This window comes from Gemmatimonadota bacterium (assembly GCA_026706845.1).
Taxonomy (GTDB): Bacteria; Latescibacterota; UBA2968; order UBA2968; family UBA2968; genus VXRD01.
Window position 1 is genome coordinate 1 of sequence record JAPOXY010000037.1, and the last position, 15071, is coordinate 15071.

Sequence of the window (15071 nt, forward strand, 5' to 3'; positions counted from 1 at the left end):
TCTGGCATCGAGGATCAGGGCTTTTCCACTCACCTTCTCCCGCGTGTGTCGCCATTGTCCTTCAAAATTCAAATAGGTTTCTGTATTGGCTCGCCGATAATCTGAGTATGCGGCCGAAGGCGTCGCCATCAGGTATCTAAACGATCGCCAGATACCGCCCATGTTCGATACGGGCATAAACGCCAGGAGCAGTATCACAACCACGGCCAATACAGTACCCTCCCCCATAAGGGATCCTGTCTTGACCCTGTATTTCGCACTGTTAGGAAAAACGCAAACCGCAGAATGGGGATAAAACAGAGGCACGCCGCTTTTGGTCGTACAATCGGCGATCAAGTGGCTCATATAGCCCAGGAGTATGGCCGCATAACACGCGGTTTCCCAGGCGAGTAAAGGCAGAGTGACAACCGATAGGGCGAGCATACAGAGCAGCGAATGCGTAATCGTGCGGTGCCCCCATCGCCGCTCAATCGGGATGGAAGCAAAAGGCATCACCCGACCTATAGAACTCCTCGGCGAGTCCAAATCCGGAAGCAGGCTCCCTATAATCGCGCATGCGACCGCGGGAAGATTGCGGTGAAAGGACATGGAAAAGAGCGAAAAGGAACTCGCCACAGTGAGCAGCCCAAATGCAATGTGTGTAGGTGCAGTCATCGTTTGAACCTGTACATGAAGAATCGAATGCCTACCAGAATCGCACTGCCAATACCTGCCAGCACATAACCCTCCATACTCCCGATACCGCGCATAAAAAATCGCGCCGCGACCACGACCAGCAGGATCAGCACCACGGCGAACGTGAGATCGATCTGATCTCGCGCGCCGGTGTGGGACACATCTCGTACCGCGGATCGCGTCACTGCCGGTTCTTTGCGAAGCCGTTCCACAATCTCAATAATAGCGCGCGGATTGCCGGCACTCTGTTGTAATACGCGAGTCTCGGTCAGGGCGTAGTCTTCTATGTCGGCGCCCGCGGCACACTGACGGATGAGTTTTTTCGCGTCCGCGGCACACAGGTGCTCTATTTCTACGCGGTCGAACCTCCAGAAGTATTTCTCGTATGGCTTCCGTACTTCTGGCAGAGCAGCGATAATGGTAAACTTGCGGTTGAGTTTGTCGATCAATCGCCCGACGGAGGCGGTCATATCCGACAGGTCATCCACGATCAACACGAACTCATTTTTCTTCACCGAGCCGAGCACCATATCTGTCCAGCCCTGAATGGTTGTGCGGGTGTGTTGCTTTTTGATCGTTTCAAAGTCTGGACCATCCGGACATAGCCTACCGATTTTGTGCAGTTCCTTCGCAATATTTATCAGGGCTTCCTTCGCCGGCGAAAGCGTCTTTACCACGAGCACATTTTCCGCATTGAGCAACGCGAGCAAATGACTTTTGCCCACGCCAATCGGACCGAGCAATAGTGTGTCAATACCCTTGCTCAAGTTGTCTGTGAGTTGACACAATTCCTCATCGCGTCCCACTGTCTTTCCCATCTCGACTCTCGACCGCGCAAAAAATCTGTAATTGCGATTCTTCTGGCGCGACCACCACCGCGACAACCGCGACCTGCGGTCAATGCGATCAACAGAACGCCGCTTTTGCTCTTCACTAATAGAGATATAGATGGAGGCCGTCTCAATGGACGCATGCCCCATCAGGTCCTTGATCCGCTCGACCGGCACATCCCGATCTGCCAGGTCAGTGCCGAAGGTATGCCTGAGCATGTGCGGATGGACGTGGCGGATCCCAGCGCGCTGCGCGCAGGTCTTCAGGGCTGCCCACACGGTCTTGCGGCTGAGTTGCTGTCCATTGCGGAGATTGCAAATGACGTACTCGGAATCCGAAAACCGACGGGACTCCAGCCATTCTCGGAGCACATCCTGCACCTCGGAGTTCATCGGAACAACGCGCTCTTTGCCACGCTTATCCGCAAAGCGAAGGCTCGGTGTGTCCGTTGACCAGTGGATATTGTCAACCGTGAGTGAACACGCTTCGGATACGCGCAGACCACACATCGAGAGCACGGCAATGAGCGCGCGATCACGCGAATTCATGCGTACGGATTTGAGTGCTTCAAGCTCGTGTTGCGCGAGAGCTTTTGGCAGCTTCTGTGATGGAACTGCACGGGGTGGTACTGCTGGACGAGTTACGAGTGATTGGTGAACCATGAGAAATACCCTCCTGTATGGGTTAGAATTGAAACTTCGTGCCCTTCAAATAGTGCAAAAACCGTGCCAAAATTCGCAAAAAACCCGTAACTGCTTGCAGGAGAGCGTGTTTTTAAAAAATGCCCAAAAAAGGACATGCAGAGAAGTGTGTCATATGACACAGTTGGTGTTTCAAATGAAACAGTAACTGTTCCAAATGAAACAGTTTGATTAGAAGAAAATAAGTGAGTTATTAGAGAGATTACACAAAAAATGCCCTGAAGAACACAGGGCATAAGGGAATTAAAAATCCCGAAGGTGAGATAAATTTACCGATAATTTGTGCGTTGCCAGAAGCATCAGAGGATGTTTTCTCTTCACCCCCAAATTGGCTTGAGTTTGATGGCGGAATTATTTCATCTTTCGGAGACCAACCACAATTGATATCGCATAGGATAAGAGCGGTGAAAAATAAATGATTCAAAGGCATAGCGCGAGATGTGTCAAAGCAATCCGCACCTTTTCATTTTATTCCTCAAAACCATCCTCGAGATACCCAGGATCTCAGCCGCGTGGGCTTGATTCCCACCTGTTCGCCGCAATGCTTCTTGGATCAGTGCCTTCTCGACCGCGGGCCAATTCATCTGTTTATCGGATAGGGATTGCACCACCTGGTCAACGACACGCTCCGCGGGCATTGATGATATTTCTGTGATCGAGGAATTCTCAACGAGATCAAAACCCAGATCTTCCGCCTCGCTCCTGCGCCACAAACCGATCCAGTCTGGCTTGCACCCTACTCGCCTCTTTGCGAAGAGCCTGGTAGCGCACCGTGCGCTGGATAGCGGCATTCAGGTCCTCTACCTTGAAGGGTTTGCTGAAGAAATCAAACGCCCCTTCTCGCAACGCGCGAAACGCATTCTCGGACTCTTTAACCCCGGTAATCACAATCACCTCGGTCTCAGGAGCGACAGACCGCACCCGCCGAAACACCTCAAGTCCATCCATCTTAGGCATCTTCACATCCGTAATCACAATATCCACAGCCTGGCTCTCCACCACCTCCACCCCCTTCTCGCCATCTGCCGCTTCGATAACCGTATGCCCCCTCGCAATGAGGAACTTCCCGATCGAAGACCGAATATGTGCATCGTCATCGATCACCAGAACCGTCATGCTAACCTGATCATTCATTCTTATTTCCCCCAATTATTCGCAAGCGTTTGTTCGAGATTTTGAAAAAATAAGACGGGAATGGCAAAAAGCAAGATCACGCAACCAGAATACAGGCAGATTATGTTTTTGTGCATTTTAATGTTTTTATGCATCTCGGCGCATATGATACCACCATTGACGACCCAGGATGGCTAAAAGTGAATCAGCAAAGCTGGGACAAGTGTTGACAGACGCCCGCAGCATGTTATTTTTTTATGTATCGGGAAGTTCTGAGAATACACACTCGAACACCGGAGATTCGAAAATGAAAATTCAACAAAATAGTCATCGAGGCTATCGAAGATCTGGTCAATGAACAAGAGACGGAACAGAGGATCGAAGAACGTACTCAGAAGCCGTCGTCGATTCGGTAGCGTCAAAAACTTGTCAGGAGTGCCAATTTAAGAGAGGTAAGGTATGGAAAAATTAAAATTATTTGAGCAAGTCGTTAAATATATTGGCGAATACCTCGAGACCGATGTGACCCATCTTAAAATGGAGTCTCGAGTAGCTTCTGCTATTCCAGATCTGGATTCCCTTAAACTCTTTGAGATGATTCTATATTTGGAGGATTGCTTCGAAATAGAATTTGATGAATCCATTATAGCAAATATCGACACAGTACAGGAGTTGGTAACATATATCCAAGTTCTAAGAACATCTAAAGCGTCTTCTGCTTCAACGGTTTAGCACGCCAAAGTAAGAGTTCGATCCCATTTAGGAGATTTAAACAATGAAACGAGTACTTTTGACGACGGTGCCTAAAGAGGCTCTCATTGAGTCAGATGGCGTGGGCGGAAACTGGTACGATAAAACAGATACGTACATGGCTTGGACCTGTGCTGTGGATATAGAAGACCGACTCTCTGTGACTTGTCCCCCAACTGGCTTGAAATTTATCAAAGCCAATGTACCGGATATTGAAATTCTGGAATATCCAACGTGGCAGGAATATCTTAACGCGCTACAAGCCGAAAACTGGGACATGGTGGGTATTAGCTTCTATACTTGGTCAACACCGGTTGCCATTGAGATGGCTAAAGTCGCCAAACTCGCAGGCATCAAAGAAATATGGGGTGGAAATTATGGTGCCATTGGCCCTGGATTGGAGCCGTATTTCACACGTCTCGTCAAAGGCCCCGGAGAATATGTTGTCCACCAATATGTTTATGACCGTCCGCTGACTCATATTCACCACCCGCCTCTGCTCGGTAAAAGCAGTTTTCGGGGTGTGAGTTCTCCTGTGGGTTACTTGTACTCAAAGCGGGGCTGCAATGTGGGGTGTACCTTCTGTTCGACTCCCATTTTTAATCCTCGTGAAGATGCAATCGCCATGAACGACTTACAAGAAGCACTTGATGTCTATCAAGAAAAAAAAGTGGCTCATGTCATCATTTATGATGAGAGCTTCTTTCTGCGAAATCATCTTGCAAATCTTGTGGTTGATGCTTTGGCAGAACGAGACCTCCCGTGGATATGTTTAACACGGGCAGATTTGATCCGTGGGCGAATAGGGAAGTTAACGGATCGGTGCATGGATGGCGCAATCATCGGAATAGAATCCTACAAGGATGCCAATCATGCTGATGTGCGGAAACGTGATGATGTTTATAATGTCCGCGAAACCATTAAAGAATTAAACCAATATGGCCGCAGAGCTTTGGGTACGTTTATGGTCGGGTTTGAGCGAGATAGTATTGAAGACATGGAGACCGATGTCAGACAACTTGCCCAAGAAGGTCTTTTTGCCTGTCAATTAACGCTACTAACACCCTTTCATGGTACCAAGCTTTACAAACAGATGGAACACCTTATCAATGAACCAGATCTAGGCAAATTCGATCTCTACCATTTAGTCTGGGAGCATCCTAAGATGACAGCAGACGAAGCGAGAGAACTACTGGCTTGGGCTCAGAGACTTGTCAACGATCCTGCCTTAATCTCGCGTAAGATCAAGGCTGATTTTAAAGAAATGCTCCGAAAAAAAATCTTGTTAAAAAGAAAGTCTATGGCAAGAAGTAGTTTAAGAACAAATAATCCACAATTAGCGGCCTCAGCAGAGGCAGCATCCACCTAACATCGAATAACTCGGTACGTGGTGTGGTGGTTGCTTTAGCCGACTGTGCCTATGCTCCGGTAACCGATGTCAAAGTAATCTTGCGGGTACCAAACGTATGCAGGATAGAAACTACGCAGAATTGGCAGAGGAGACATCATGAGACCTTTAAAGATTTTATTCGTGCAATTGGGATTTGACAAACGATATCCAGACGTATCAACACTGGCTACGACTTACAATGATGGAATTTATTACGTGGCATCATTTGTAATGCAACAATTTCCTAACGCTCAGATTGACATGTGTCAAATGTTTTGGGACGAAGATCCCACTTCCTTTCCGATAGAAAGCTACGATTATATCATGGTGTCTGCATTGGCTACCCATTTTTGGTCTAATATTGGTATAATGGAATTCCTCAAAAGCTGCAAGTCTTCCCAATGTACGCTGATAATGGGTGGACCTCACGCGACTTTCGCGCCCTACGAAGCACTGGAGTACGCAGATTTTGTCATTTTAGGAGAAGGAGAAATTCCTGCAGTCCAACTGATCACCTGTTTGGAAACAGGCGGTCATCTTGAGGATGTGGAGAATCTCTGTTATATTGGGGAAGATGGTTTGTTAGTCATAAACAAATTTACCTACTATGGTGACATAGGGAACATGATTAATCCCACTCTGTTGAAGAAGGCCCCCCGACTTCATTGGGCAACGGTTTCGATGTCCCGTGGGTGTCCGTTTGACTGCTCGTTCTGCTATGCAATCCGTATCCTTGGGCGCAAATTTAGAACGAAAAGTGTTGAGAACATCCGGCAAGAACTCGATAGCATTTACCACCAAACGGGATGTCTCCGCTTCTATGTCACCGATCTCAATTTCACGACTCGAAAAGATTTCTGTTATGATGTCGCCGATGCAGTCTGCGGCAGTGGGTACAAATTCATCGCCATGAGTCGCGTTGAGATTGCTGATTCTCTCGACTTGCTCCTGACGCTTAAAGAAGCGGGATTTGGAGAATATTGCTTGGGGGTTGAGTCTGAAGATCCGGGCGTATTGAACGCTTTCAACAAACGTTACGATGCAGCAAAACAGACTTCGCGCCTGTTGACGTTTGCAGAACACGATATTTTTACGCATTCGGCGATTATTTTTGGATTGGAGTCTCAGGATGAAAGTGCTATGGAATATACTGCCCGCTGGTGTGCGGATGCGCGTCTTGTCCACCCGACCTTCGTATGCCTTGCAGAATATCCCTTCCAAAACTTGCTCTTTGGCTCCCGCCAAGATATAGAAGATTATCGTATTATCATGCATGTGCCGACGTATCAACACTACTCCTTCGTCGGTATTTTTCCGCGGCACATGCGGCCGAGCCACTTACAGCGTGTGATTTATTCAAGTTATGAGATTTTCTTTAAGCGAGCGTTTGAGATTGAAAGCCGTCCACAAAGGCGCATGCGATTGAAAGCATACCAGCGTAGCGTCGCATTAAGTAAAAAGGGAATGGAAATGCATGCCCAGTTTCTGGAAACATTAGAAAAGCCCTACTATACACCCACAGGACAATTAAAAGAGGATCTCTTGAAAGCCGATTTTGAAGAGAAACATGGCTCCCTCCGAGAATGGCTTATCAAATCCACTAAACGAGATACACAATTTCTTACGGATTCCAGCAAATGAGTAACAAACCTTACCCGACTGTCGTTCACGCCTTCGCCGACAGCCTTGAGAAAAATCCTGAGAAGACTGCAATTCATATCACTGACAGTGGACTTAAAGATGTGTTTGCACTTTCGTATGCTGATCTTTATCGAGAGGCATGTTGTGTAGCGAAGGGGTTTAAGGCATTGCACATTGTCGCCAAAGACCGGTTAATCATCGCATTGCCCACCTCACGAGAATTTTTCGCTGTTTACTTCGGTGCGTTGTTCACAGGCGTCATACCGATTATTGTGCCGGGGCCACAACGCAATTGGGATCGAAAGTTTTACGCCGAAAGACTAGAGGAGGTTGCTCAAGCTGTCGACACTCGGTATGTCATCGTGCCTTCTGCTGTGCATGAGGAGAATGAGAGGGAACAATTTTCTCTGCTAACTCTAATCACCATAGAACAACTCCGACAATATGGCGAGATATCAAACCTGAAGTTAGTCACCGATGAAACAGACATCGCCCATTTACAAGCCACATCAGGATCTACAGGTATTCCTAAGTTCGCTATCGTTCGTCACGGCAATATCGCGGCGAATGTGTCTGCAATCGGGATAGCCATCCAACATCGTGCTGAGGATTCGTTAGTGACTTGGTTGCCTTTTTTTCATGACATGGGGCTTATTGGCATTTCATACGCACTTTTTTGGCAGTGTCCACTTATCGCCATGGATCCGATGAACTTTATTCGTAATCCCATCTCTTGGTTACGACTCATCACGCACTTCGGCGGCACGTTGTCGCCAGCACCGAATTCGGCGTTTCAAGTTTGTGCTCGTTTAGCAAGACGACGCAGATTCGAGGAATTAGACCTTACAAGTTGGAGAGTCGCACTCTGCGGAGCAGAGCCTGTTCACGAAGACACCCTTCGGCAATTCTATGAATCCTTCGAGCCTTATGGATTTCGTGAAACAACTCTGTTGCCGGTTTACGGTTTAGCTGAAGCCACATTAGCCGCAACTATCCCAGATGTAAATAGTATTCCTCGCGTTGAAAGCATCGATACAGACGTGATGGAGTCCACCAGACGGTGTGTACCTCCAACATTAAAATCAAAACGACACTTAAGAATGGTATCCGTTGGCACAGCTATCCCCAGTCATCAGGTGAGGATTGTCACTGAAGAAGGACTACGTGCCAAAGAACGTGAAATTGGGGAAATTGAGTTTTCAGGGCCCAGTGTTATTGGTGGATATTGGAGCGATCCACAAAAGACGAGCACCTTAAAACGAGAGGATGGCTTCCTACGCACTGGCGACCTGGGATACCAAGCTGATGGACAGCTCTATATTACCGGAAGAAAGAATGATATCCTCATCATCAATGGGAGAAATCTGATTCCAAATCAAATTGAAGCCGTGGTCGAAAAAGTTATTAAAAGTCGCATTACAGGTGGCGTTGCTGCCTGTGGGATTTTTTCCACAGACGCTAAAACAGAGACATTGCACCTTATCATCGAATCTCGAGTTTTACCTCCCTCAGATCTGACAAGACTGGAAATATTGGTGCGAGATGCACTCGAAGCGATATTCGGTCTGAGCGGGATAACTATCCATTGGGTAGCCAAGGGCCAGATTCCAAAAACGACCAGCGGTAAAATCCAGTACTATCGCTGTAGAGACTTGATTAAGAAAGCTTTGACATAACTGGATAGACCCCCTCCAGTACAGGCGTCTGCAAATCCTGATTCACCTTTAATCTGCGTTTATCTATGGTTGCTTTCGTCCAAAATCGGCAACATCACCCTGAACATCGTCCCCACGCCTTGCTCGCTCTCCACGGTGATCTCCCCATCGTGATTGCGAACAATAGCGTAAATAATCGACAAGCCGATCGACCACACCTCGAACATCTTCCATCATCTCCCGCAACTCATCCGTCTCAAGCGGCAGGCCTTCTATCAAACGCAGACAAATATCCCCGGCGGTTGTCTCGACGACGGTCAGTGGCTGGTTGAGTTCGTGCGCCACATCCGCAGCCATTTGCCCCAGCGATACCAAGCGCGCGGACTGCAAAAGCTGCATCTCGAGCTCTAGTGCTTCCAGTGTTCGTGCAAGCTGCCCCGCGGTCTCGTCTAAGAGTGCCCATTCCTGCCCTTCTGTGAGTTCTATGCCGCAGTGGAGTTCTCCAACCTCCCTCGCTCTTTTCCCGCAATAGAGATCGCCCGCGTATAGCTTCTCAGCCCATCCTGTATCCCATCTCCAAATTCCCATTGCTGTCCATCGAAAGAGACAGACGTCTGCGTTGGCCGTGCCTTTAGGACGGTCATCATGACGGCTCCCGCACGTTGCGCGCAGGTCTTCATGGACGCCCACACCGTCCTGCGGACATTGTTTGCGTTTTGCCATTCAATTTCCCTCTCCGATCTGTGCTCTGGTCGCCACGGCTTTTACAGCTTCTATGCCCAGGCGGTCTTCGAGTTGTTTCAAGTACAAACTGCGCGGAGAGACCTTCCGCCCGTGTGATTCCCAATATCCATCTTCACGCCTGTACCAGCCGTCTCGTTTCTCGCCGATGCAGCCGATGGCGTAATTTTGCGATGTTGGGGGTTTTTGCACGATAAAGCTCTCTGCTTCGCAGTTCCACAATACTTTTTGTGCGCCCGCCCAACCGTGGCCAGTGCCCGAACCTTGCCGATCCTGAACATTGATGGCATTGCCGTTCACGGTCACATTGTCAAACAGGGTGCAAACAGACCACCGGTGATGAGGCCCTGAATCGGAATGCGCGATATCCGCCGTGCAATCCAAAAACACATTTGGTCCCGGTACGCGGGCGTGTAGTACATAATCGTGGCGCCCCCGCCGGGTATAACACCGTTGCACGAGGGACAATTGCCCGTGGATGGGAAATGAATATCGCCGTCCCCCGGTGATCTGTGATACGGGATCCAGACACTGGCTATCCTGCACGGTCATCCATTTTGCCAGGTTGCCAATGGTTACACATGCATATCCAAAGTGAACCGAGGTGATATTGCGCGCCCACGCATTCTGCACGCGTGAAAATACGACAAAATTCCAGGCGTGATCTTCATCGATAAACTCATCCTCCCTACTTTCATCTTTTTCGCTGTCATCAAACTCCGATACGCCGCGCAAGTTCTCAATGCCGACCTGTTCAATGCGCCCGAGATATTCGTATTTGAGAACCCACCCGCCGCCGTATTCGCGTTCAAATGCATTGCCCATGGGCGCGTCGATTGTTATCCGGTTGCCTTCTATGGCAGTTATGGTGCGGTCAAAGCGAAAGTCGTAAGTGCCCGGTTCCCACTGCCGAACATCGGGATGTGACATCTCAATGCGATCCATCCCTATTGCCGCAATCCACTGTGCTGTGCTGGGTCGATGCACGAGGATGTCATCGCCAACTGCAAAACCCGAAGCATCTGCGATGGCGAATGTTTTTGCGCCTACGGGGACATAATCATCTACAATGGCCTGTCGCGTTCCCCCTACCTCTTGCCAGAATGATCTGCCTTCAAACTCGATCAATGTGCGCTGTTCTGTTCCCGTTGCAATCAATACCGTGTCGTTTTCACCTTCGCCTTCACCGCGCAGTACAACGCCACTTGCCCGAATGTACAGGGTCCCACCAATCCGATATTTCCCGCGCTTGAGTAACAAGGCCCCGCGAAATCCATTGGCGTCCAATGCACGTGCAGATACGTCGTCAATTGCCGCTTGTAATCGCGCTGTGTCGTCTCTCCCGACCTGTGGCTGTATCGTCAGCGCCACCGGCACATCTGGCAGCGCCACACCACCACCCATATAGCCACAGTGTGAAAAGTCTGGAATGATATTGCCCTTTTCGTCTGGTACATAGGCCAGTCGCCCGTCAGGTCCCGAATATACCAGTTTACTGTTCTGAGGAACGTAAGATACCGAACTGCTCCGCGTTTGGATAAAATCTGCAACTTGCGCCCAAATTGGGATGGGATATATGGAGGGGTCGCGTGAGACGAGAATATCCCGAGGAATTGGCACGCGAATCCGGGTTGTTCCCGCCTCAATCGTCTGTGTCAATAAAATCTGCGTTTCGGTTCCCACCACAATGTTTAATGGTTGTGTGGTGGCGTTTTCAAATATGATGGGTATGTACCACTGCGTGCCACCAGATCCGAACCCAGCGGCAAAAGTGAGAAAATCCCCAAAACCGATTTGTCCGTCAGAATCGAGGTCGTAGAGGGGATTATATCCCGCATCGGTCTGGGTTGCACCGAATTTCTGAACAAAGAGGAGAAAATCACTAAAACCAACGGCTCCGTTGTCATCGAAATCGAGATGGTCAATGGGAGTTTTTTCATATACTGGCGCGTCAACTTGCCAGGAAAAGGTCTGATCGACGGTTGCAATATGATCGATGAACAGGCGCGCGTTTGAACTTTGACTGGTTTCGGTTCTATATGTGATGTATCGCCTGTTGTAATCGGGATCTCTGCCCCAGATATCGTGGGGTTTTGCCAGTTCCACAACGGCAAGTTGCCATCCCTGGGGTGGCGTTTGACCCGACCAGATTGTATATATGGCTTCCCTACCGCCGCCCAGAGGGTGGTTGCGAACCTTGATTTTGAGATCTCTCAGGCCATTGCCTTCCACTTTCCACCAGAAGCTCAGGCTGTGTCTTTGGGAGATGTCCTGCCCAGTGCTAAAAAAATTGTAGGTAAAGAATCCCGTCTGACCTGCTGGTAGAGAAGCCGCGACGGCAAAGCGCCCCTCCTGGGCATCTCTGGATAACTGTACATTGTTGGACCAACCGGAGAGATTGTCGCAATAGGTTAGCGTTTGCACCGGATCGCTGGCAGCGCAAGGACAGGCCCACAGAAATAGAATTGTGCAGGTAATAATTGATCGCATTGTGTGTTCTCCTGGCCGCTGACAGCTTGTTTCTATATTTGCAAATATCTGCAATTTACTCGAAAAAACAGGGGTTTGCAATGGCATTTTAGCGTATAATGCAGGCGTTGTTGGAGGTGTTCCTGACAAAACTATGGAGGTGTCCCTATTGAGATAGACAATTGTAGGATAGTGTCTCTTTTGAGACTGACAATTGCAGGATTATGTCTATAACTGCGGAGGCATCCGTGAAAAACCAAAAAAAATAGGGCAGACCACATAAGGCCTGCCCTACTATTGGAATTATTTTGCTTCAGGTGAATCCAGAAACGCTTTAACGCTGTTTACTCAGCCGTGGGATCAAAACCTTCAATACGCCCTTCCTGAATCTCAATCTCATCGCGGCGTCTCACCCGTTCAACCTGTCCATCGCGCAAATCGACCACGCGATCAGACACCCCGAGCATCTTGTGGTCGTGGGTGTTGGTCACAATGGTCACACCGCTTTCGCCCTGCATCTTGAGCAACAACTCGATAATTTCCTGTCCGGTCTTCAAATCGAGGTTCCCGGTCGGCTCATCAGCCAAAATCAAATCGGGATCATTGGCCATAGCCCTGGCAATTGCCACGCGCTGCTGCTGTCCACCCGATAATTCGTAGGGTTTGTGATGCAGACGGTCGGCAAGGCCCACCAGCGACAACTTATGTGCGGCTTTCTCTTCGTAATCACTGCGCGACATACCCGAAAACACCATGGGCAAAGCCACATTTTCAAGCGCCGTCATCACGGGAATCAGGTTAAACGACTGAAAAATATACCCCACACTGTGGCAGCGCAAATAGGCAATTTGCCCCTGGCTCATATCGCCCATATTGGCACCGTTGACCAATACGGTTCCCTTAGTAGGCGTATCCAATGCCCCGACCATGTTAAACATCGTGGTTTTGCCCGAACCCGAAGGACCCATAATAGACAAATACTCACCGCGAATCACATCGAGGTTCACGCCTTGCAGGGCATGCACTTCCTGGTCGCCCATCCGATAGGTCTTCCAGACCCCTTGAACTTTGATAATATAATCTTCAGCATCAACCTGTTGTTCAGCAGCCGATTCCTGAGCCATTGTGTACTCCTCTGAAACAATAAAGTTCACCATTGAACGCACGTATGGTAGCGAAAACCCCTGGGCATGTCAAGCCATTTTAATCCGCAAGAAAATTCTACGTGATTCCACAAGCGTCTTCTACTATATTCTTAGCCTAATTTCTCTATAGACCTCTCGCATCACCAAAACCAATACGAAAGGACCGCATCATGAAACTCGCAGTATGCAATGAATTTTTTGAAGATTGGAAAATCGAGGACGTCTTTAACTACGCAGCGGAAATTGGCTGTGACGGCGTGGAAATCGCGCCTTTTACACTCGCGGAAAGCGTCACGAAAATCTCTGCCAAACAGCGCAGCGACATTCGCAAAGCCGCGGAAAAGGCTGGCGTGGAAATCGTTGGCTTGCACTGGCTACTCGCCAGTCCACCGGGGCTTTATCTCACGCATCCGGACAAAGCCATCCGCGACAAAACTGAGGATTATATCAAAGCATTGATCAACTTTTGCGGCGATTTGGGCGGACAGGTTATGATCCACGGCTCACCGGCACAGCGCAACATCCAAAAAGGCTGGGACCGCGAAGAATGCTGGAAATACGCCATCGATGTCTTTTCAAACTGCACCGCAGAAATGGTACAAAACAACGTCACCTACTGCATCGAGGCACTCACGGGCAAAGAGACCAATATTCTGAACTCCATCTCTGAAGCCCTCAAAATGGTTGCCGATGTCGGCCACCCAAATTTCCAGACCATGGTCGATACCAAAGCCGCAGCCGCTGAAAACAAATCCCATGTGGATATAATCGCCGAAGCCGGCAAAGCCATGCGCCATGTCCATGTCAACGACCCCAATTTGCGCGGTCCGGGATTTGGCGACTTGCAATTTGCATCCATCCTCCGCGCCCTCAAAGACCGTCACTACAATGGTTATGTGTCCGTAGAAGTCTTTGACTTCACACCCGACCCAAAAACCATTGCCGCACGCAGCATCGGCTATCTGAAAGGTATTCTCGAAGGGTTAGAAAATTAGAAACTATAAAGGTAAGAGGTGAAAGGGCATAATGGGGATAACAGCTCACCTTACCCGCCTCCGCGACCTGATTCCGCACGGGACGGGGTGTCTGTTGTTTGGCTTTATCTACCATGCAATCCTCCGTGTTCCGGCAACCGCTCTGCCACAAAACCCAATTCTTCTTTAATTCGACTCACATCGTAAACGCTATCGTATTCATGCCCGGGCCGTTCAAAATGTGACAGATCCACCTCATCGCCCCACCAAGCGCGAAAAATCTCCGCCACGGGTACGGCAACCCACGCCTTTGGGCCAGCGGCATTCATAATGCGAACCCCGGGTTTGTGCGGTGATTGTGCAGACAGCGTGAAGACCCGAACAGCGTCTGGCAAATCCATAATGGTCATGGATCCCAAACCCCACTGTCGCGTCGGAGAAATATTGCGCAAAGGCGGCAATCCAGCGTGCGGCACCGAAGACAGTCGCAAATTGATCACATCGATATCGCCATTTTGCCGCGCATAGAACTTTGTGATCTCCTCCATCAAAAATTTCGACAAACCATACCCATTGCTGTCCAGACAGGGGTGTTCATCGGGAATGGGCAATGTCTGTGGACGAAAAGCCGGATTCTGCATCCCAACCGCTGCGATCGAACTCGCCATCACAAATTTGCGGCATCCGCGATCCATCAAATAGCGCATCAAACACCGCGTGCCCTCCACATTGACAATCAGCGCGTCGCGCTCCGAACAACCGCCGGTCACAGCCGCGAGGTGAATCACCACATCGATCACCTCATCATTGAGCTGTTGCAAATCTTCAAAAGAGCCAAACTCACCGTTCACATAGGGCAAATCCAATTCTGGATCTTTTCGGCTCATACAAATCACCCTGTGATCTTCCGCCATCGAGACCGACAGTGCTCGACCAATAAAACCGCTCGCCCCTGTAATCAGTACTGTACTCACAATCCCTCCTCG

At 49.2% G+C, this 15071-nt stretch carries 12 protein-coding genes; 5 read left to right on the forward strand and 7 right to left on the reverse strand.

Annotated features, from left to right (window positions below):
• From OXG87_03840 to OXG87_03850, 3 genes are all read right to left on the reverse strand, one after another.
• Window positions 1-654, reverse strand: a 654-nt coding sequence (locus tag OXG87_03840) for a metal-dependent hydrolase (protein ID MCY3868663.1), incomplete at its 3' end; no start/stop codon positions are given.
• Entirely contained in the window at window positions 651-2168 is a 1518-nt protein-coding gene (locus OXG87_03845; GenBank protein ID MCY3868664.1) for a tyrosine-type recombinase/integrase, read from the reverse strand. The genes OXG87_03840 and OXG87_03845, both read right to left, overlap by 4 nt.
• Window positions 2169-2882: 714 nt before the next feature.
• The gene (locus OXG87_03850) at window positions 2883-3341 is read right to left on the reverse strand and encodes a response regulator (protein MCY3868665.1); all 459 of its coding nucleotides are present in this window, start codon (window positions 3339-3341) and stop codon (window positions 2883-2885) included.
• Window positions 3342-3779: 438 nt separating this feature from the next.
• On the opposite strand from OXG87_03850, the gene OXG87_03855 reads away from it, so the two are divergent.
• From OXG87_03855 to OXG87_03870, 4 genes are all read left to right on the forward strand, one after another.
• A complete protein-coding gene (locus tag OXG87_03855) occupies window positions 3780-4052 on the forward strand; it encodes an acyl carrier protein (GenBank protein MCY3868666.1) in 273 nt (90 codons plus the stop codon).
• Between the two features lie 43 nt (window positions 4053-4095).
• Window positions 4096-5439, forward strand: coding sequence for a radical SAM protein (locus OXG87_03860; protein ID MCY3868667.1), 1344 nt, complete (start codon window positions 4096-4098; stop codon window positions 5437-5439).
• A 138-nt stretch (window positions 5440-5577) separates the two neighbouring features.
• Window positions 5578-7101: a radical SAM protein gene (locus OXG87_03865; GenBank protein MCY3868668.1), complete on the forward strand. Its 1524-nt coding sequence runs from the start codon at window positions 5578-5580 to the stop codon at window positions 7099-7101.
• Window positions 7098-8777: an AMP-binding protein gene (locus tag OXG87_03870; protein ID MCY3868669.1), complete on the forward strand. Its 1680-nt coding sequence runs from the start codon at window positions 7098-7100 to the stop codon at window positions 8775-8777. Before OXG87_03865 ends, OXG87_03870 begins: the two co-directional genes overlap by 4 nt.
• A 63-nt stretch (window positions 8778-8840) precedes the next feature.
• On the opposite strand, the gene OXG87_03875 is transcribed toward OXG87_03870, so the two are convergent.
• From OXG87_03875 to OXG87_03885, 3 genes are all read right to left on the reverse strand, one after another.
• Window positions 8841-9479, reverse strand: coding sequence for a hypothetical protein (locus OXG87_03875; protein ID MCY3868670.1), 639 nt, complete (start codon window positions 9477-9479; stop codon window positions 8841-8843).
• Entirely contained in the window at window positions 9480-11987 is a 2508-nt protein-coding gene (locus OXG87_03880; protein MCY3868671.1) for a hypothetical protein, read from the reverse strand. It lies immediately after the preceding gene.
• Window positions 11988-12310: 323 nt separating this feature from the next.
• Window positions 12311-13090 (reverse strand): ABC transporter ATP-binding protein, encoded by a 780-nt coding sequence (locus OXG87_03885; GenBank protein MCY3868672.1) that lies wholly within the window; start codon window positions 13088-13090, stop codon window positions 12311-12313.
• Window positions 13091-13281: 191 nt separating this feature from the next.
• Here OXG87_03885 and OXG87_03890 point away from each other — a divergent pair, with 191 nt between their 5' ends.
• Window positions 13282-14106 (forward strand): sugar phosphate isomerase/epimerase, encoded by an 825-nt coding sequence (locus tag OXG87_03890; GenBank protein ID MCY3868673.1) that lies wholly within the window; start codon window positions 13282-13284, stop codon window positions 14104-14106.
• A gap of 104 nt (window positions 14107-14210) precedes the next feature.
• Here the strand turns inward: OXG87_03890 and OXG87_03895 are convergent, their stop codons facing one another.
• Window positions 14211-15059, reverse strand: coding sequence for an NAD(P)-dependent oxidoreductase (locus OXG87_03895; GenBank protein ID MCY3868674.1), 849 nt, complete (start codon window positions 15057-15059; stop codon window positions 14211-14213).
• Window positions 15060-15071: the final 12 nt, after the last annotated feature.

Excerpts from the sequence above, each read along its gene's own strand:
- OXG87_03845 (MCY3868664.1), bottom strand. The coding sequence starts at position 2,168 with ATGGTTCACCAATCACTCGTAACTCGTCCAGCAGTACCACCCCGTGCA.
- OXG87_03850 (MCY3868665.1), bottom strand. The coding sequence starts at position 3,341 with ATGAATGATCAGGTTAGCATGACGGTTCTGGTGATCGATGACGATGCA.
- OXG87_03855 (MCY3868666.1), top strand. The coding sequence starts at position 3,780 with ATGGAAAAATTAAAATTATTTGAGCAAGTCGTTAAATATATTGGCGAA.
- OXG87_03860 (MCY3868667.1), top strand. The coding sequence starts at position 4,096 with ATGAAACGAGTACTTTTGACGACGGTGCCTAAAGAGGCTCTCATTGAG.
- OXG87_03865 (MCY3868668.1), top strand. The coding sequence starts at position 5,578 with ATGAGACCTTTAAAGATTTTATTCGTGCAATTGGGATTTGACAAACGA.
- OXG87_03870 (MCY3868669.1), top strand. The coding sequence starts at position 7,098 with ATGAGTAACAAACCTTACCCGACTGTCGTTCACGCCTTCGCCGACAGC.
- OXG87_03875 (MCY3868670.1), bottom strand. The coding sequence starts at position 9,479 with ATGGCAAAACGCAAACAATGTCCGCAGGACGGTGTGGGCGTCCATGAA.
- OXG87_03880 (MCY3868671.1), bottom strand. The coding sequence starts at position 11,987 with ATGCGATCAATTATTACCTGCACAATTCTATTTCTGTGGGCCTGTCCT.
- OXG87_03885 (MCY3868672.1), bottom strand. The coding sequence starts at position 13,090 with ATGGCTCAGGAATCGGCTGCTGAACAACAGGTTGATGCTGAAGATTAT.
- OXG87_03890 (MCY3868673.1), top strand. The coding sequence starts at position 13,282 with ATGAAACTCGCAGTATGCAATGAATTTTTTGAAGATTGGAAAATCGAG.